Genomic DNA, 17717 nt, shown 5'->3' on the forward strand with positions numbered 1-17717 from the left:
CCTTGGGCTTTTCGGTCCAAGCTCTATATTGGGGGCAACGCGCGCCGCCAGAAGGCCGGGTCGCGCCCCTCATTCCGAAGGACATATCATGGCTCAAACGAAGGATCTTTCCTGGGACGACAGCGTGTTGCCCTTTCAGCTTGAACTCTCGGGCGTACGTGGACGCGTCACTCGGGTCGGTCCGCTGCTTGAGCATATCCTGTCGCGTCACGACTACCCGCTGGCCGTCAGCGCCATGGTCGCGGAACTGGTCACGCTGACCGCGCTGATCGGCCCGACCATCAAGCTGCGCTGGAAGCTGTCGCTGCAAGTGCGCGGCAATGGCGCGATCCGCACCATCGCCACCGATTACTACGCCCCCGAGACCGAGGGCGGCCCCGCCCGCATCCGCGCCTGGGCCAGCTTTGACGCGGCGCGCCTCAGCAACGACCGCCCCGCCTTCGAGCAGATCGGCGAGGGCTATTTCGCCGTGCTGATCGATCAGGGCGAGGGGAACACCCCCTATCAGGGCCTGACGCCGCTGGCCGGTGGTTCGCTGTCGCATTGCGCGCAGGCCTATTTCGAGCAGTCCGAGCAGCTGCCGACCAAGTTCGAGGTGACCGTGGGTCGCTCGCGTCTGGCCGGTCAGGCCGAGGATCACTGGCGCGCGGGTGGCATCATGCTGCAGACCCTGCCCGCCCAGCCCCGCGCCATCGCCGAGAATGGCGAGGAACTGGAATCGGCCGACATCCTGCAAGGCGCGCAATCCGAGGACTGGAACCGCGCCAACATACTGCTGGCCACGGTCGAGGCGATGGAACTGGTCGATCCCGGCCTACCGCTGCCCAACCTGCTGTTCCGCCTGTTCCACGAGGAACAGCCGACCGCGTTCGAGCGTCAGGGCCTGCATTTCGGCTGCTCGTGCAACCCGGACCGGGTGCGCGGCACGCTGTCGATCTATTCGGCCAAGGATATCGGCCACATGACCACCGAAGACGGCATCGTCACCGCCGATTGCCAGTTCTGCGGCGCGCATTACGAGTTCGACCCGCGCAGCCTTGGCTTTGAGGCGACGCTGGACGAGCATGGCAAGCCGCTGCCCCGCGCCGATCAGGCGGCGCAATGACATGCTGACCGCGCCGCAATCCCTGCTGCGCGAAAGGCTGATCAAGGCTCTGTCGGTTCCGGCGGGGCCTTCCTCGGATCATGATCTGGACAGCCTGCCCCTGGCCGCGACCGAGCCGCGCCCGGCGGGCGTGCTTGCCGCATTCGACCGGCAGGGGCGGCTGGTCCTGACCAAGCGGGCCAGCGGGCTGCGCCACCATCCCGGCCAGATCGCCCTGCCCGGCGGCAAGGTCGAGCCGGGCGATGACGGCCCGGTCGGAGCGGCGCTGCGCGAGGCGCATGAGGAAATCGGCCTGCCACCCTCGCAGGTGGAAGTCCTTGGCGTGCTGCCCGCCCATCGCACCGTCACCAATTTTGCCATGACCCCGGTCATCGGCCTGATCCGTGGCGATTTCACCCCGATCCCCGAGTCCGGCGAGGTCGATGAGGTCTTTGCCGTCCCCTTCGCCCATATCGCGGACCCGGCCAGCTACCGCATCGAGCGTCGCCGCTGGCTGGGCGGCTGGCGTTCCTATTACGTGGCGCCCTGGGGTCCTTATTACATCTGGGGGGCGACGGCGCGGGTGCTGCATGCGCTGGCGCTGCGGCTGGCGCAATGACCCGGATTTCCGCACCTTTCCTTGACGATTCCGGACTGCATCGCGTGCTGGCCGCGCTGACCGGTGCGGGTCATCAGGCGCTGATCGTCGGCGGCGCGGTCAGGAACGCCCTGCTGGGCGAGCCTGTTTCCGATATCGACATCGCCACCTCGTCCCTGCCCGAACAGACCGTCACCCTGACCGAAGCAGCAGGTCTGCGCGCCGTGCCGACCGGGATCGAGCATGGCACCATCACCGTGGTCGCCGATGGTCATGGCTATGAGGTCACCACCTTCCGCCGCGATGTGGAAACCGATGGCCGCCGCGCTGTCGTGGCCTTCTCGGACCGGATCGAGGAAGACGCGCATCGCCGCGATTTCACCATGAACGCGCTTTACGCCGATGCCTCGGGCGAGGTGATCGATCCGGTCGGCGGGTTGAGCGATCTGGCGGCGCGACGTCTGCGCTTTGTCGGCGAACCCCGCGCCCGCATCACCGAGGATTACCTGCGCATCCTGCGCTTTTTCCGCTTCCACGCATGGTATGGCGCCAAGGGCGCCGCCGATCCGGAAGCGCTGGCCGCCTGCGCCGAACTGGCCTCGGGGCTTGGCGGAATCTCGCATGAGCGGATCGGGGCCGAGACGCGCAAGCTGCTGGCCGCCCCCGACCCGACCGAAGCCGTGGCACTGATGGCCCGAGCCGGTGTCCTTGCCCACATCCTGCCCGGTGCCGACACCCACGACCTGTCCGCGCTGATCGCGGCCGAAGCCACGTTGGGACTGCCCGCGGAATGGCCGGTCCGGCTGGCGCTTCTGGGTGCCGATAACGCCGCACAGGCCCTGCGCCTGTCCCGCGACGAGACCCGCTTGCAGGACCAGATCGCCACCGCCCTGACCCTGCCGCTGCCTGCCGCCGCCTATCGCTTCGGCCCCCATATCGCGCGCAGTGCCGCGCTGATCGCCACTGCGCGCGGCACGCCGCCCGCGCCCGATTGGCAGCAACAGATTGCCCATGCCGCCGATGCGCAGCTGCCCATCGCGGCCCGCCACCTGATGCCCGAACTGTCCGGTCCCGCCATCGGCGCGGCATTGCGGCAGGCCGAGACTGCCTTTATCGACAGCGGCTTCTCGCTTTCGAAACACGAGCTGCTTGCCTTGGCCCTTGGCCAGGACCGGCAGCGCAAGAGTGACTGAATGATGCATGACCGCTTCGCCCGCATGATCGACGCCTTCCGCCCGGCGGACGGGCCACCGCCGCGCACCTTGCTGGCCTTTTTCCGCTGGTGCCTGGCCGGGGCGTGGACGGGGCTGACCATTGCGGGCATCGCCTCGGCACTGGGGGGCGTTGCCGATGTGATGACAGCGGTGCTGCTGGGCTGGGTCATCGACGCGGTGGTCGCGACCTCGCCCGAGCAGTTCCTGTCCCAGCATGGCAGGCTGCTGGCCGGGTTCGTGCTGTTCTTTCTGGTGGTCCGTCCGGCCATTGGCTGGCTGTCGACCGCCAGTTCCAGCGTGATCATCAACCCCAATATCATGCCCTTGGTGCTGTCGCGGCTGCATCGCTGGACCATGGGCCATTCGGTCACCTTCTTTGACAATGATTTCGCCGGGCGCATCGCGCAAAAGCAGATGCAGACCGCGCGGGCAGTGACCGAGGTCGCATCGGAGATGGTCAACGTGGTGGCCTTTGCGCTGGCCTCGGTGCTGGGCTCGGCGGCGTTTCTGGTCTCGGTCGATGGCTGGGGGGCACTGGCGCTGCTGGTCTGGCTGGGCTCATACTTCGCGCTGATCCGCTACTTTTTGCCCCGCATCCGGCAAAGCTCGGCCGGGCGGGCCTCGGCCAGAGCGCTGGTCACCGGTCAGGTCGTCGACACGATCACCAATATCAAGACCGTCAAGCTGTTCGCCCATGCCGAGCATGAGGACCGCGCCGCCCTTGGCGCGATGGCCGGGTTCCGCGAAAGGGCGCTGGATTTCGGCCGGGTCTCGACATGGTTCCGCCTGTCGCTGATCACCGTCGCGGGCGCGCTGCCGGTCATTCTGGTGGGCGGCACGATGATGCTGTGGCGCAACGGCATGGCCACGCCCGGCGATATCGCCACATCGGGCGCAATCGCCATGCGGCTGGCCCAGATGACCGGCTGGGTCAGCATGGCGCTGATGGGGGTCTGGGGCTCGATCGGCGAGGTCGAGGACGGGATGAAGACCCTGTCCCCGCCGCATGCCCTGACCGATGCGCCGGATGCGATCGAACTGGGTCGCGTCGCGGGGCGCATCGAATTCGACCATGTCGATTTCGCCTATGGCCGCCCCGAGGGCGGCATCCATGACCTGAACCTGCAGATCGCACCGGGTGAAAAGCTGGGCATCGTCGGTGCCTCGGGGGCCGGGAAGTCCACGATGGTATCGCTGCTGCTGCGGCTTTACGACGTGGAAAAGGGCGCGGTCCGCATCGACGGACATGACCTGCGCGCGGTCACGCAGGAAAGCCTGCGCCGCAATATCGCGATGGTCACGCAGGAAACTGCGATGTTCAACCGCTCGGCCTATGACAACATCCTGTATGGCCGCCCCGATGCGACCAAGGAGCAGATCATCGCCGCCGCCCGCGCCGCCGAGGCGCATGACTTCATCCTGAACCTGCGCGATCATGCCGGACGGGTCGGCTATGACGCCCATCTGGGCGAGCGGGGCGTGAAACTGTCGGGCGGGCAGCGCCAGCGCATCGCCTTGGCACGTGCGCTGCTGAAGGATTCCCCGATCCTCGTGCTGGACGAGGCCACCAGCGCGTTGGACAGCGAGGTCGAGGCACAGGTTCAGGACGCGCTGCACCGCGCCATGCAGGGCAAGACCGTGCTGGCCATCGCGCACCGCCTGTCGACCATCGCCGAGCTGGACCGCATCGTCGTGCTGGAGGACGGGCAGATCGTGGAACAGGGCACGCATGCGCAATTGCTGGCGCAAGACGGAACCTATGCCCGCTACTGGAACCGCCAGTCGGGCGGGTTCCTTGGAACTGACGAAGACGAGACGACCGAGGCTGCCGAGTGACGATCTGGACTGTTGAGCGGCTGGGCCGCAAGGGCGATGGCGTGGCCATCACCGATGGTGCGCGCGCCTTGGCCGCGCTGACCCTGCCCGGCGAAGTAATCGAGGGCGAGGCCGAGGCCGGCCGCATCGCCGCGCCGCGCATCGTGACGCCTTCGGCTGACCGCGTTCGCCCTGCCTGCCCGCATTACCGGGCCTGCGGCGGCTGTTCCCTGATGCATGGCTCCGAGGAGTTCGTGCGGGGCTGGAAAGTCGGTGTCGTGACCGAAGCCCTGCGCGCGCAGGGGTTGGCCGCGCCAATCGCCGGAGTGCATGTGTCGCCGCCGCGCTCGCGCAGGCGGGCGGTTCTATCGGGGCGGCGCACGAAAAAGGGGGCGCTTCAGGGCTTTCACGCCCGCGCCTCGGAGGTCATCGTCGACATCGCGGATTGCCATGTGCTGCGCCCGGCGATTCAGGCGGCGCTGCCGCTGCTGCGCCGGATCGTCATCGCGGGCGGATCGCGCGCGGGTGAGCTGTCCTTGACCGTCAGCGAAAGCCTGACCGGGCTGGATGTCGCGGTGACCGGCGGCAAACCGATGGAGCCGGAACTGTTCCAGACCCTTGCCGCACTGGCCGATGAAGGCGATCTGGCCCGCCTGACCTGGGACGACCAGTCGATCACCCGCCGCCCGCCGCTGATCCCCTTTGGCCGGGCGCAGGTCACCCCGCCTCCGGGCAGTTTCCTGCAGGCCACAGCCGAAGGCGAGGCCGCACTTCTGGCCGCTGTCCGCGACATCACACGGGGGGCCGGGCGCGTTCTGGACCTGTTTGCGGGCTGCGGCACCTTCTCGTTGCCCCTGGCCGAAACCGCCGATGTCCATGCCGTCGAGGGGCTGTCCGCGCCGCTTCAGGCGCTGGACGCGGCCGCTCGACGCGTTGCCGGATTGCATCGAATCACCCATGAGATCCGCGACCTTGCCCGCCGCCCGCTGCTGCCCGACGAGCTGCGTTTTGACGCGATCGTGATCGATCCGCCCCGCGCCGGAGCCGAGACGCAGGCCCGCGAAATCGCGAAATCCGGCGTCGAAAGAGCAGCTTGGGTCAGTTGCGACCCGGTGACTTTTGCCCGTGATGCGCGGATTCTCGCCGAGTCCGGGTTGGTGATTTCCCGTCTTTTCGTGATCGATCAGTTCCGCTGGTCACCGCATGTCGAAACGGTGGCGGAAATTCGCCGAAGCTAGCGAATTATTTACCCTCGTGCTATCCAATGCCCAACGAGACCGTGCACAGGCACGCAGAGGGCAGTGAATGATACGGGCAATTCGCGCATTGATCGCGGTGGTTGCGGTTTCGCTTTTGGCGAACTGTGGGGGCGACAGCGTCCAGCCACCCAGCAGCAAGTTCAAGACCTACCATGGTCCGCCGGTCACGCAGGTCGTGGTGAAAAAGGGCGAGCGTCAGATGTATCTGATCAGCGGTCGCACCGTGCTGAAAAGCTACGCCATCAATCTTGGCGGCCAGCCCATCGGCCCCAAGATGTTCGAAGGCGACAGCCGCACCCCCGAGGGCGCGTATTTCATCGACCGCATGAACCCGCGCAGCCGCTATCACCTGTCGGTCGGGATCTCCTATCCCTCGACCGAGGATGTGGCGCGGGCCGCGATGATGGGCCTGCGTCCGGGCGGCGACATCATGATCCACGGGCTTGGCCCCGAAGGGCGTGCGCTGAACCGCCCCGACTGGACCGCCGGTTGCATCGCCGTCACCGATCAGGAGATCGAAGAAATCTTCGCCATGGTCCGGCCGGGCACACCGATCTTTCTTTATCCCTGACGACCCTGCCCGCCCGACATGAAAAAAGGCCCCGAAACCTCGGGGCCTTTCGCATTTCAGGACCAGATCAGAGGCCCGGAGCTTGCGCCAGCGTCATGCCGCCCGCAGCGACAGGTGCCGCCATCGAGTTCGAGCCGGTCAGCAGCACCCACCAGATCTTGCCCGACGGTTCCTGATACCAGCCGATGCCGAAATCGGTCGCGCGCGGGTCCATGGTGACGTCGCGGGTGTCGCGGTTCTGCATCCATGCGTTCAGCGTGGTGATCTCGTTCTCGTAGGTTTCCGAGATATTCTCGCCGATCAGGTGGCCCGTGTAGCCCTGACGCCGGATGCGGTCGAGCGGCGACGAGCCGTCCGAGCCGAAATGCCAGGCGCGGTTCTGGGCAGCCATGTCGCGGGCATGGGCTTTCGCGGCCATGTCCAGCATCGGGTTCTGCACCACGGCGGGCGCACCGATATTGGCGCGCAGCTGGTTGATCTGACCGGCGACGCGGCCGGGGATCTGGGCCTCTTCGCGCGGGGTGATCTTATAGGCCACGGGAATCGGCTGGCCGTCGGGACCAAGCTGGGGTTGCTGCTGCGACTGGCAGGCCGCCAGTGCCAGCACCGAGACCAGCGCGAGGGTAGAAAGTTTCAGCATGTTGTTTCTGTCCGCAAGAAATTTTGCCGCCAGCCTTACAAAAGCCACCGCCCGGCTTCAAACCCAAGATTGCGTGAGCGCAACATACTGCGGCAAGGAAGCGACAATGACGCGAGTTTGAATTGCAAGCGCCCCCGCCTGCGCGTAATTCCCCCTCGGAACACCTCAAACAAAAAACGGGCAGTGTCGGCCGCCAATCGCGGTCCACGACTTATTCAGGAGCGATACATGATCACCCCGAAAAATCCGGTCTCGCGCCGGAAGTTTCTGTCCACCTCGGTGGCGCTTGGGGCGGCCGGCCTTGCTGCACCGGCCATTGCCCAGTCGATCGATCCCTATACCGGCCAGCCCCTGCAGGGCACCGGCGGCGGCGCCACCCCGGATGCGGGCATGGTGCAATATGACAGCAACCAGGATTCGCGCCGCAACATCTCCAGCTTCCGCATGCAGGACTGGCAGCCCTATTTCAGCGACCTGAAGAACGGCGCGATTCTGGTCGACCTGACCTCGCGCGCGCTGCATTTCTGGTCCGAGGACCAGACGATCTACAAACTGTTCCCGACTTCGGTTCCGGTCAGCTCGGACCTGACCCGCACCGGCCGCACCGAGATCATCAAGAAGGTCAAGGGCCCGACCTGGTCCCCCACCCCCGAGATGAAGAAGCGCAACCCGGAATGGCCCGACTTCGTGCCGGCCGGTCCGGACAACCCGCTGGGCACCCATGCGCTGTGGCTGAGCTGGCAGTATTACCGCATCCACGGCACGCATGACACGCGCAAGATCGGCCGCAAGTCGTCGAACGGCTGCATCGGCCTGTATAACGAACACATCCAGCAGATGTATGACCTGACCAAGATCGGCACGCAGGTGCTGCTGATCTGACGCGGATCACCCCGGAATGCGAAAGGCCCCCGAGGGGGCCTTTTTCATGTCCAGCCGCCCAGATTCTCGGCGATGATGGTGGTCAGCACGTCCAGATGCGCGGGCTCGGCGTTCAGGCAGGGGATATAGGTGAATTCCTTGCCCCCGGCATGGATGAAGGCCTCGCGGATCTCGCCCTGGATTTCCTCCAGCGTCTCGATGCAGTCCGCCGAGAAGGCGGGCGAGATCACGGCGATCTCGGTGATGCCCTGTTTCGCCAGTTCGGCGACATGCTGGACGGTATAGGGTCGCAGCCATTCCTCCTTGCCAAAGACCGACTGGAAGGTGGTGTCGATCACCTCTGGCGCCCAGCCCAGACGTTCGCGCAGCAGGCGCGAGGTCTTCTGGCACTGGCAATGATAGGGATCGCCCTGCATCAGGTAGCGTTTCGGCATGCCGTGATAGCTGGCGACCAGCTTGCGCGGCGTGGCCCCGTTCAGCGCCTTCTCGACCGATCCGGCCAGCGCCTCGATATAGTCGGGACGGTCGAAATAGGCGGAGACGGTCCGGGCGGCGGGCTGCCATTTCTGCGCCATCAGGGCACGGAAGAACTGGTCATTCGCCGTGGCCGAGGTCGCGCCCGCATATTGCGGATAAAGCGGAAAGAACAGGATGCGGTCGCAGCCTGCCTTGACCATGCGATCCACCACCGACTCGGTCGAAGGATTGCCGTAGCGCATGCAGAAATCGACCATCACCCGGTCGCCCCATATCTCCTGCACCCGCTCGCGCAGGCCCGCGACCTGAGCCTTGGTGATGGTCATCAAGGGGCTTTCATCGGCCTCATTGTTCCAGACCGTCTTGTAATTCGCCCCCGAGGTGAAGGGGCGCTTGGTCAGCACGATGCCTTGCAGGATCGGCTGCCATTTCCAGCTTGGCAGGTCGATCACCCGCTTGTCCGAGAGGAACTCGTTCAGATAGCGCCGCATCGACCAGTAATCCGTGCCGTCCGGCGTGCCCAGATTGGCGACCAGCACGCCGATGCGGCGGGGGGCGGCCTTGGGGTGATCGGCGGGAACGGTCGCGGACAGGCTCATTCGTCGGTCTTCCTCAACTGGGCTAGCGCTTCGGCAAGCGGCATCTTTGCAGAACCCGGACGCAGCGGCTGTTGCTGGCTGGCATCGGGCGCCCAACCGGTCAGAAAGACCAGATCGAAGGTGGCACGGATGCGTTCGGGATCCACCGGATCGGGATGGGATTCGGCATAAAGCGTAGCTGCCCGCAACAGGACATCTCGTCGCGTCGGACGGCGCAGGCGGGCATTCAGGGCATTGCCCTCGCCCATGGCGCGCAAGTCATGCGCCAGATGGATCAGCCCGCGATAGCTGACATTCTGGCTGATCTGATCCGCAACCGGCAGGGACAGCCCCGCCCGGCCCAGAAGCGCGCCCAGATCGCGGATCTCGCCCATGGGCAGGATGCGCGGTGACAGACCGCCTGCGACCTCGGCCTCGGCGCGGGTCAGGGCATCGCGCAGCTCGAACAGGCTGCGACCGCCGGGACAGGCGGCGATGAACAGGCCATCGGGGCGCAGGGCACGGGCGCATTGCACGATCTGGCCGACCGGATCTTCGGACCAATGCAGCGCCATGGCATGGATCACCAGATCATGTGCGCCGGGTTCCAGTGCAAGATCCGGACTGTCCGCGACGATCTTCGCCTGAGGAAAGACGCCGTGCCAGAATTCCGGCATGCCGGTCACGACGGCAATATCGGTAAACTGCCTGTTAACTTCGGCCAGTCTATCCTCGATTTCGTCAGCGATAAGGCGATGCAGGAAATCGACACTACCCATGCGCTCTGCACGGGCCCGATTGCGCATAAGCGCGGCTCGGTCAATCAATTGGGGGACGGGTTTTTGATGGGCATTCATCATGGTGGCGCACAATAATGGGCTTCGTGGCATGATGAAAGGCGGTTTGCGGCTGATCTTTCCGCCGCAATGCCTATGCTGCGGCGAAGCGGTTGCCGAGGATGGCGCGCTATGCGCCACCTGCTGGTCGGATACGAGCTTCATCAACGGCTGCGCCTGTTCGCGCTGCGGTGCCCCCCTGCCCGGAGAGCTTCTGGGCGATGAGGACGATGAGGGCGGCTTTCTGATCTGCGACGAATGCCTGCACATGGTCCGGCCTTGGCTGCGCGCGCGCGCGGCGATGGTCTATGACGGGGCCGGGCGCAAGCTGGCGATGATGCTCAAGCATAATGACCGGCCCGACCTGTCCCCGATCCTTGGCGATTGGGTGGCGCGCGCCGCAGCCTCGCTGATCCGCCCCGAGATGCTGGTCATCCCGATCCCGGTCCATATCCGGCGGCTGATCGGTCGGAAATACAATCAGGCCGAGCTGCTGGCCGACCGGGTCGCCCATGTCTATGACCTCATCCACCTGCCGCACGGGTTGCGGAGGTTGCGACATTCGCCGATGCAGGATCATGGCAGCGTCGACGACCGCTTCGCCAATGTCGAGGATGCCTTTGGCATCACCCGCCGCCATGCCAGCGACATCCGGGGCCGTTCCATCCTGCTGGTCGATGACGTGATGGCCTCGGGGGCGACGCTGGCCGCGGCGGCCGAGACGCTGCGCGCTGCGGGATCAGGGCCGATCTCGGTCGTGGTTCTGGCACGCGCGGTCAAGGATACCTAGATAAGGCGGGACGGAAACACACTGAGAGTCGTGATGATGGCCAAGGTCGAAATCTATACCACCCCCACCTGCCCCTATTGCGTCGCAGCCAAGGCGCTGCTGAACCGCAAGGGCGTGCCCTTTGAGGAAACCGATGTCGCGCGCGATCCCGACCTGCGCGTCGCGATGACCCAGCGCGCCGGTGGCCGCCGGACCGTGCCGCAGATCTTCATCGACGGCCAGCATGTCGGCGGCTGCGATGACATCCACGCGCTGGAGCGCGACGGCAAGCTGGACCGGCTGCTCGGACAGGCCGCATGACGCTGGCTGCGGTCACGGCCGGGCTGGTGCAGCTTTGCGTGTCGGACGATCCGGCGCGTAACCTGATCACCACTCGCGCCCTGATCCGCGAGGCCACCGGGCGCGGCGCGGGATTTGTGCTGACGCCCGAGGCCACAAATATCCTGAACGCCGACCGCAAGACGCAGGATCGCGTGCTATGCACCGAGGACAGCGACCCCACGCTGGCCGCCCTGCGCGCAGAGGCGCGCGAGCTGGGCATCTGGCTGCTGATCGGGTCACTGTCGCTGAAGACCGGCGACCCCGAGGACAGCCGCTTTGCCAATCGCAGTTTCCTGATTGCGCCGGATGGCGGGATCGTCGCGCGCTATGACAAGCTGCATATGTTCGACGTGCGGGTCTCACCGACCGAGACCTATCGCGAATCCGCCTCGTTCCGGCCCGGCGCGACGGCGATGGTGGCCGAAGGTCCGTGGCCGATCGGGATGACGGTCTGTTACGACCTGCGCTTCCCGCATCTTTACCGCGATCTGGCCAAGGCCGGCGCGCAGGTGCTGACCGTGCCCGCCGCCTTCAACGTCACCACCGGTGCCGCCCATTGGGAGGTGCTGCTGCGCGCCCGCGCCATCGAGACCGGTTGCTACGTGTTGGCCCCGGCGCAGGCGGGTCTGCACGAAAACGTGTTGTCGCCGGGTCGCCCGCCCCGGCGCAGCTATGGGCATACGATGGCTGTCGATCCCTGGGGCAAGGTGTTGGCGGATGCAGGAACCGAACCCGGCGTCACGCTTGTGACCCTTGACCCGGCGGCGGTAGTCGGGGCACGTTCCCGCATCCCATCCCTGACCCACGACCGAGTTTACTCGGGACCATGAGAGAGCAATGCCAGGCAAGCCCGTTGAACATCAACCCTCCGGTACCGAGGGTTCCGCCGATGCATTGGCGGCGAGCCTGTTTTCCGAGGTCTTCATCGCAGATCAACTGGCGCGCGATCTGATCGGGAAATCGCTGCCCAAGGGCATGCAGATCTCGCATTTCTCGGTCCTGAACCTGCTGGCACATCTGGGGGTCGAGCGCAGCCCGGCGGAACTGGCCGAGGCGTTTCACGTGACGCGGGGGGCGATGACCAACACCCTGTCGCGGCTGGAATGGGCAGGACATATCCATATCCGACCCGACTGGGATGATGCGCGGCGGAAGTTCGTGGCCATCAGCCCGGCGGGACGCGCGGCGCGCGATGCGGCTTTGGCGGCTTTCATGCCGCGGATCGGCGATGTCGTGCGCGAAATCGGGGCCGAGCGCGTGCGCGCCGCCCTGCCGGTGCTGCGTCTGCTGCGCCGCCAGCTTGAGGAAGCCTTGCGCCCGGAAGAGCGCTGACCGCGACAGTGGCGCGGTCGGCATTGGGTATTTAGGAAACGAAGAAACTCAGGCGTCGCGAAGCGCGGTGAGCGCGTAGTTCACCGACAGGTCGCGATGCGAGAGTGACCAGCTGAAGCCCAGCGGGTTGAAGACCATGCCGCAGCGATCGACCACTTGCATGCCGGTTGCCTGGGTCATGGCTGACAGTTCATCCGGAGTGATGAAGCGATTCCAGTCATGCGTGCCCTTGGGCAGCCAGCGCATCACCCATTCCGCGCCGATAATCGCCGCGCCGAAGCTGCGCATGGTCCGGTTCAGCGTCGACTGGATCAGCATGCCGCCCGGCTTCACCAGATCACGGCAGGTGGCGATGAATTCTGCCGGGTCGGCGACATGCTCGACGATTTCCAGCGCCATGACGATGTCATAGCTGTGCCCCTCGGCGGCCAGCGCCTCGGACGTGGTGGCGCGGTAGTCGATGTCCAGGCCTTGCTCTTTGGCGTGCGGCGCCGCGATGGCGGTGTTTTCCGGCGCGGCGTCGGCACCGGTGACGGTTGCTCCCAGACGGGCCAGCGGTTCCGACATCAGGCCGCCGCCGCAGCCGATATCCAGCACGGTCAGACCTTCGAAGGGCAACGCCGCGTCGCGGTCACGGCCGAACTGCGCGGCAATCTGGGTGGTGACATAGTCCAGCCGGGTCGGATTGAGCATGTGCAGCGGCTTGAACTTGCCCTGCGGGTCCCACCATTCCTGCGACATCGCCTGGAACTTGGCCACCTCGGCGGGGTCGATGCTGCTGGTCTGCGGTCTTTCGTTCATCTGGCCGTCCTTCGTATGGCGGGCGCCTGCGGGCCGTTATATAGTCGGGGCATGGACAGATTGGCAGGGCAAATCGGAGGCAATCCGTCGCAGGGCAAGCTGCACCCGATGGTCGAACCCTTCGACCAGCGGCAGATCGACGTTGGCGATGGCCACATCCTTCACGTGGAACAAAGCGGCAATCCCGAAGGCGTCCCCGTCATCGTCCTGCATGGCGGTCCGGGCGGCGGTTGCAGCCCCTTCATGCGGCGTTTCTTTGATCCGAAGCATTATCGGGCGGTGCTGTTCGACCAGCGCGGCTGCGGGCGCTCGCGCCCCCATGCCGAGGTCGCGGCCAATACAACGCAGCATCTGGTCGCCGATATCGAGCTGATCCGCCAACGGCTGGGGCTGGGTCGGGTGATCCTGTTCGGCGGCAGCTGGGGCGCGACCTTGGCGCTGGCCCATGCGCAGGCCCATCCAGATGCAGTACTGGCGCTGGTGCTGCGCGGGGTGTTCCTTGGGCGGCGGGCCGAGCTGGACTGGTTCTATGGCGGTGGCGTTGCGCGGTTCTTCCCGGATCGCTGGGCCGAATTCCAGCGACCCATTCCCGAATCCGAACGCGACGACATGATCATGGCCTATCACCGCCGCCTGTTCGGTGGCGATCGCGGCCAAGAGATTCGCTACTCGTTGCCGTGGATCATGTGGGAAAACGCGCTGGCGGGGCTGGAGATTTCCAGCTCGGGCCATGCGCCGCCGGATTACGCCCGCGCCTTTGCCCGGCTGGAGAACCATTACTTCGCCCATGGCTGCTTTCTGGACGAGGGCCAGTTGCTGCGCGATCGTCACCGCATCGAGCATATCCCCGCCGTCATCGTGCAGGGCCGCTACGACATGGTCTGCCCGCCGCAAACCGCCTGGGAACTGGCGCAGGGCTGGGACCGGGCCGAGCTGCGGATGGTCCCGGCCTCGGGTCATGCGCTGAGCGAGCCGCGAATCGCCACGGAACTTGTGCGGGTGATGGATGGTTTGCGTGATGCGGCGCAACGGGGCGGCCGCGTCGCCTGACGGTGCAGCATGCTTTTCCTGACCTTCCTGATTGCCTGCGCGGCTGCGGCCGCGACCGGGCTGATTTTCAAACCCGACAGCTGGTATGACGAACTGGTCAAGCCGCCCTTCACCCCGCCGCGTTGGGTGTTTCCGGTGGCATGGAGCCTGCTTTACATCCTGATCGCCTGGGCCGCCGCACGGCTGGCGGTACTGCCGGGAACGGGTTTCGTTCTGGCGCTGTGGTCGGCGCAGATTGCGCTTAACACGCTGTGGACCCCGGTGTTTTTCGGAGCGCGCAAGCCTGACTGGGGCCTGGGGGTCATGGCGGCGCTGTGGGTCGTGGTGGCGGTGATGGCGATTGCGGCCTTTTGGCATGACCTGTTGGCCGGCATGGTGTTTCTGGCCTATCTGGGCTGGCTGTCCTTTGCCGCCGTCCTGAACCTGCATATCTGGCAGGATAACCGCGACAGCGAGGCGGCCTGAGCCTGCTTCGCTTTTCCTTGCAATTCGCCGTTGATGTGCGTATATGACGCTCAACAGCGGCGCAGGTGTCCACAGCCTGCCCACCGATAAGACGTGCGGGCCGCTTTGGCCCGCTTTTTGTTTTTGGGATAGCGATATGACTGACCTTATCGCCAAGACCGCCATCGACCGGCGTCTGGCCGAGCTGCTTACCCCGGTCATTGAGGATCTGGGTTTCGAACTGGTGCGCATCCGCCTGCAGGGCGGAAAGACCGCAACCTTGCAGATCATGGCCGACCGGCCCGAGGGCGGCATCAATGTCGATGACTGCGCCGATATCTCGACCGCCGTCAGCGCCTTCCTTGATGTCGAGGATCCGCTGGAGGATGCCTATCATCTGGAAGTCAGCAGCCCCGGCATCGACCGGCCGCTGACCCGGATGAAGGATTTCGAGACCTTCGAAGGCTACGAAGTGCGGTTGGAAACCAACCAGGCAATCGATGGCCGCAAGCGCTTCAAGGGCATGCTGGCCGGCATCGAAGGCGAAGAAGTCCTGTTGAATATCGAGGAAGCCGGCGAAACCCACACGATCGGGCTGAATTTCGACTGGCTTTCGGATGCCAAGCTTGTGCTGACTGACGAGTTGATCGCCGAAATGCTTCGGCAAAAGAAGGAAGCGGGCGTGCAGATCGAAAATCTGGACGAGACCGCCTTTGACGAGATCGAAACAGAATCCGGCGAAAGCAACGCCGACGCGAAGGAGTGAGGAATGGCCATTACCTCTGCCAACCAGCTTGAGCTTCTGCAGACCGCCGAGGCGGTCGCGCGCGAGAAGATGATCGACCCGGATCTGGTGATCCAGGCGATGGAAGACAGCCTCGCCCGCGCTGCGAAGTCGCGCTATGGCTCGGAAATGGACATTCGCGTCCATATCGACCGCAAGACCGGCAACGCCACCTTCACCCGCGTCCGGACCGTCGTCGAGGATGAAGAGGTCGAGAACTATCAGGCTCAGGTGACGGTTGCTCAGGCCCGCCCCTATCTGGACAATCCCAAGGTCGGCGATGAGATCATCGACCAGGTTCCGCCGGTCGAACTGGGCCGCATCGCCGCGCAATCGGCCAAGCAGGTCATCCTGCAGAAGGTCCGCGAAGCCGAGCGTGACCGCCAGTACGAAGAATTCAAGGACCGCGCCGGCACCATCATCAACGGCGTCGTCAAGCGCGAGGAATACGGCAACATCATCGTCGATGTGGGCCGTGGCGAAGCCATCCTGCGCCGCAACGAAAAGATCGGCCGCGAGAGCTACCGCCCGAACGACCGCATCCGCGCCTATGTCAAGGACGTGCGTCGCGAAAGCCGTGGCCCGCAGATCTTCCTGTCGCGCACCGATCCGCAGTTCATGGCCGAACTGTTCAAGATGGAAGTGCCGGAGATCTATGACGGCGTGATCGAGATCAAGGCCGTGGCCCGTGATCCGGGTTCGCGCGCAAAGATCGCGGTCATCAGCTATGACAACTCGATCGACCCGGTCGGCGCCTGCGTCGGTATGCGCGGTTCGCGCGTTCAGGCCGTCGTCGGAGAGCTTCAGGGCGAAAAGATCGACATCATTCCGTGGTCGGAAGATCAGGCGACTTTCCTGGTGAACGCGCTGCAGCCGGCCGAAGTTGCAAAAGTTGTGTTCGATGAAGATGCTTCGCGTATTGAAGTTGTCGTCCCCGATGAACAACTAAGCCTTGCGATCGGCCGTCGCGGTCAGAACGTGCGTCTGGCCTCGCAGCTGACCGGTCTGGATATCGACATCCTGACCGAAGAAGAAGAATCGAAGCGTCGTCAGGCCGAATTCAACGCCCGCACCAAGCTGTTCATGGATGCGCTGGATCTGGACGAGTTCTTTGCCCAGCTTCTGGTCGCCGAGGGCTTCACCAACCTCGAAGAGGTGGCCTATATCGAACTGGACGAGCTGACCTCGATCGACGGTGTCGACGAAGGCACGGCCGCAGAACTGCAGACCCGTGCTCGCGAGCATCTGGAAGCGGCGAACCGTGCCGCGCTGGAAAATGCCCGTGCGCTTGGGGCCGAGGACAGCCTGATCGAATTCGAGGGCCTGACGCCCCAGATGGTCGAGGCTCTGGCCAAGGACGACGTGAAGACGCTGGAAGACTTCGCGACCTGCGCCGACTGGGAACTTGCCGGTGGCTGGACCACCGCGAACGGCCAGCGCGTCAAGGACGAGGGCATTCTTGAGCCCTTCGACGTATCGCTGGAAGAAGCGCAGACCATGGTGATGACCGCCCGCGTGATGCTGGGCTGGGTCGATCCGACCGAAATGGAATCGGCTGACGAAGCCGAGACCAAAGAAACCGACGAAAAGGAGGCCGGGGTGTAACGCCCCGGGAGGCTGATGACACGCGGGGGCCAGACAAAGGACCGCGAGACACCGGAACGTCGCTGTATCGTGACGGGTGAAACCCAGCCCAAGGCTGGGTTGATCCGCTTTGTCGCGGGCCCTGATGCAGTTGTCGTGCCGGATCTGGCCGAGAAGCTGCCGGGACGCGGCTTCTGGGTCGTCTCGGATCGCCAGGCCTTGGACAAGGCCGCATCTAAAGGCTTGTTTTCGCGGGGGGCAAAGGCGCAAGTCTCGGTCCCTCCGGAACTGCTGGAGATGCTTGAAAAGGGGCTTGCGAAGCGCGTGACCGACACGCTTTCGCTGGCTCGGAAAGCCGGCAAAGCGGTGGCCGGCTTCGAGAAGGTCAAGGACTGGCTGGCGGGTGGCAGGGCAAAGGTCCTGCTGCAGGCCAGCGACGGATCGGACCGCGGCAAGGGCAAGCTCTGGACACCGCCCGGCGGGCGCTGGTTCGGCTGCCTCACCGCATCAGAATTGGGTTTGTCCTTTGGGCGCGATCATGTCATACACAGCGCGCTTGCGCCGGGGCGCCTGACCGACATGTTGATCAGGGACGCGAGCAGACTGACGGGTCTGCGAGGGCATGACGGCGGTGTTTCCGCCGGGAAGGATTAAAGA

20 protein-coding genes are annotated in these 17717 nt (G+C 65.1%); 16 read left to right on the top strand and 4 right to left on the bottom strand.

The annotated features are described in order from the left end of the window. The first annotated feature begins 88 nt into the window (after positions 1-88). From IB235_RS20520 to IB235_RS20545, 6 genes are all read left to right on the top strand, one after another. Positions 89-1105, top strand: coding sequence for an Hsp33 family molecular chaperone HslO (locus IB235_RS20520; protein ID WP_155041932.1), 1017 nt, complete (start codon positions 89-91; stop codon positions 1103-1105). Position 1106: 1 nt separating this feature from the next. Next, a complete protein-coding gene (locus tag IB235_RS20525; RefSeq protein WP_155041959.1) occupies positions 1107-1703 on the top strand; it encodes a CoA pyrophosphatase in 597 nt (198 codons plus the stop codon). Continuing rightward, positions 1700-2875 (top strand): CCA tRNA nucleotidyltransferase, encoded by a 1176-nt coding sequence (locus IB235_RS20530; RefSeq protein ID WP_192338316.1) that lies wholly within the window; start codon positions 1700-1702, stop codon positions 2873-2875. The genes IB235_RS20525 and IB235_RS20530 overlap by 4 nt, the downstream gene beginning before the upstream one ends. Before the next feature lie 3 nt (positions 2876-2878). Then, positions 2879-4732, top strand: a complete 1854-nt coding sequence (locus tag IB235_RS20535) for an ABC transporter ATP-binding protein (protein WP_155041958.1) — start codon at positions 2879-2881, stop codon at positions 4730-4732. Further along, positions 4729-5949 (top strand): methyltransferase, encoded by a 1221-nt coding sequence (locus tag IB235_RS20540; RefSeq protein WP_192338317.1) that lies wholly within the window; start codon positions 4729-4731, stop codon positions 5947-5949. Before IB235_RS20535 ends, IB235_RS20540 begins: the two co-directional genes overlap by 4 nt. A gap of 67 nt (positions 5950-6016) precedes the next feature. Further along, positions 6017-6541 carry a murein L,D-transpeptidase family protein gene (locus IB235_RS20545; RefSeq protein ID WP_155041930.1) on the top strand — a complete coding sequence of 175 codons (525 nt, stop codon included), beginning with the start codon at positions 6017-6019 and terminating at the stop codon, positions 6539-6541. A 67-nt stretch (positions 6542-6608) separates the two neighbouring features. Here the strand turns inward: IB235_RS20545 and IB235_RS20550 are convergent, their stop codons facing one another. Continuing rightward, on the bottom strand, positions 6609-7181 hold the full coding sequence (locus IB235_RS20550; protein ID WP_192338318.1) for a CAP domain-containing protein: 573 nt from the start codon (positions 7179-7181) through the stop codon (positions 6609-6611). 228 nt (positions 7182-7409) lie between these two features. Here IB235_RS20550 and IB235_RS20555 point away from each other — a divergent pair, with 228 nt between their 5' ends. Continuing rightward, positions 7410-8063, top strand: a complete 654-nt coding sequence (locus IB235_RS20555; RefSeq protein ID WP_192338319.1) for a L,D-transpeptidase — start codon at positions 7410-7412, stop codon at positions 8061-8063. Positions 8064-8107: 44 nt separating this feature from the next. Here IB235_RS20555 and hemH read toward each other — a convergent pair whose 3' ends face one another. Together hemH and IB235_RS20565 are read right to left on the bottom strand one after the other, a co-directional pair. Further along, on the bottom strand, positions 8108-9139 hold the full coding sequence (hemH, locus tag IB235_RS20560; RefSeq protein WP_192338320.1) for a ferrochelatase: 1032 nt from the start codon (positions 9137-9139) through the stop codon (positions 8108-8110). Next, positions 9136-9975: a methyltransferase domain-containing protein gene (locus IB235_RS20565; protein ID WP_370576960.1), complete on the bottom strand. Its 840-nt coding sequence runs from the start codon at positions 9973-9975 to the stop codon at positions 9136-9138. The genes hemH and IB235_RS20565 overlap by 4 nt, the downstream gene beginning before the upstream one ends. Before the next feature lies 1 nt (position 9976). Between IB235_RS20565 and IB235_RS20570 the strand changes: the two genes are divergently transcribed. Genes IB235_RS20570 through IB235_RS20585 form a run of 4 tightly spaced genes read left to right on the top strand, consistent with a single transcriptional unit; the run spans position 9977 to position 12397 of the window. Continuing rightward, the gene (locus IB235_RS20570; RefSeq protein ID WP_225612506.1) at positions 9977-10744 is read left to right on the top strand and encodes a double zinc ribbon domain-containing protein; all 768 of its coding nucleotides are present in this window, start codon (positions 9977-9979) and stop codon (positions 10742-10744) included. Between the two features lie 36 nt (positions 10745-10780). Then, on the top strand, positions 10781-11044 hold the full coding sequence (grxC, locus tag IB235_RS20575; RefSeq protein WP_155041955.1) for a glutaredoxin 3: 264 nt from the start codon (positions 10781-10783) through the stop codon (positions 11042-11044). Further along, positions 11041-11895: a carbon-nitrogen hydrolase family protein gene (locus IB235_RS20580; RefSeq protein ID WP_192338322.1), complete on the top strand. Its 855-nt coding sequence runs from the start codon at positions 11041-11043 to the stop codon at positions 11893-11895. The genes grxC and IB235_RS20580 overlap by 4 nt, the downstream gene beginning before the upstream one ends. 7 nt (positions 11896-11902) lie before the next feature. Then, the gene (locus IB235_RS20585) at positions 11903-12397 is read left to right on the top strand and encodes a MarR family winged helix-turn-helix transcriptional regulator (RefSeq protein WP_155041924.1); all 495 of its coding nucleotides are present in this window, start codon (positions 11903-11905) and stop codon (positions 12395-12397) included. 48 nt (positions 12398-12445) lie between these two features. Here IB235_RS20585 and ubiG read toward each other — a convergent pair whose 3' ends face one another. Further along, positions 12446-13198, bottom strand: a complete 753-nt coding sequence (gene ubiG / locus IB235_RS20590; protein ID WP_192338323.1) for a bifunctional 2-polyprenyl-6-hydroxyphenol methylase/3-demethylubiquinol 3-O-methyltransferase UbiG — start codon at positions 13196-13198, stop codon at positions 12446-12448. 51 nt (positions 13199-13249) lie between these two features. On the opposite strand from ubiG, the gene pip reads away from it, so the two are divergent. The 5 genes from pip to IB235_RS20615 all read left to right on the top strand — a co-directional run bounded on the left by pip (position 13250) and on the right by IB235_RS20615 (position 17714). After that, entirely contained in the window at positions 13250-14248 is a 999-nt protein-coding gene (gene pip / locus IB235_RS20595; RefSeq protein ID WP_155041922.1) for a prolyl aminopeptidase, read from the top strand. 9 nt (positions 14249-14257) lie between these two features. Beyond that, positions 14258-14713 carry a TspO/MBR family protein gene (locus IB235_RS20600; protein WP_192338324.1) on the top strand — a complete coding sequence of 152 codons (456 nt, stop codon included), beginning with the start codon at positions 14258-14260 and terminating at the stop codon, positions 14711-14713. A 136-nt stretch (positions 14714-14849) separates the two neighbouring features. After that, positions 14850-15458, top strand: coding sequence for a ribosome maturation factor RimP (rimP, locus tag IB235_RS20605; RefSeq protein ID WP_155041920.1), 609 nt, complete (start codon positions 14850-14852; stop codon positions 15456-15458). 3 nt (positions 15459-15461) lie between these two features. Next, complete coding sequence (nusA, locus tag IB235_RS20610) at positions 15462-17081, top strand: transcription termination factor NusA (protein WP_155041919.1); 1620 nt, start codon at positions 15462-15464, stop codon at positions 17079-17081. A gap of 15 nt (positions 17082-17096) precedes the next feature. After that, complete coding sequence (locus IB235_RS20615) at positions 17097-17714, top strand: RNA-binding protein (protein ID WP_155041918.1); 618 nt, start codon at positions 17097-17099, stop codon at positions 17712-17714. The last annotated feature ends 3 nt before the right edge of the window (positions 17715-17717 follow it).

Origin of the sequence: Paracoccus sp. PAR01 (genome assembly GCF_014851995.1) — a bacterium.
Classification (GTDB): Bacteria; Pseudomonadota; Alphaproteobacteria; order Rhodobacterales; family Rhodobacteraceae; genus Paracoccus; species Paracoccus litorisediminis.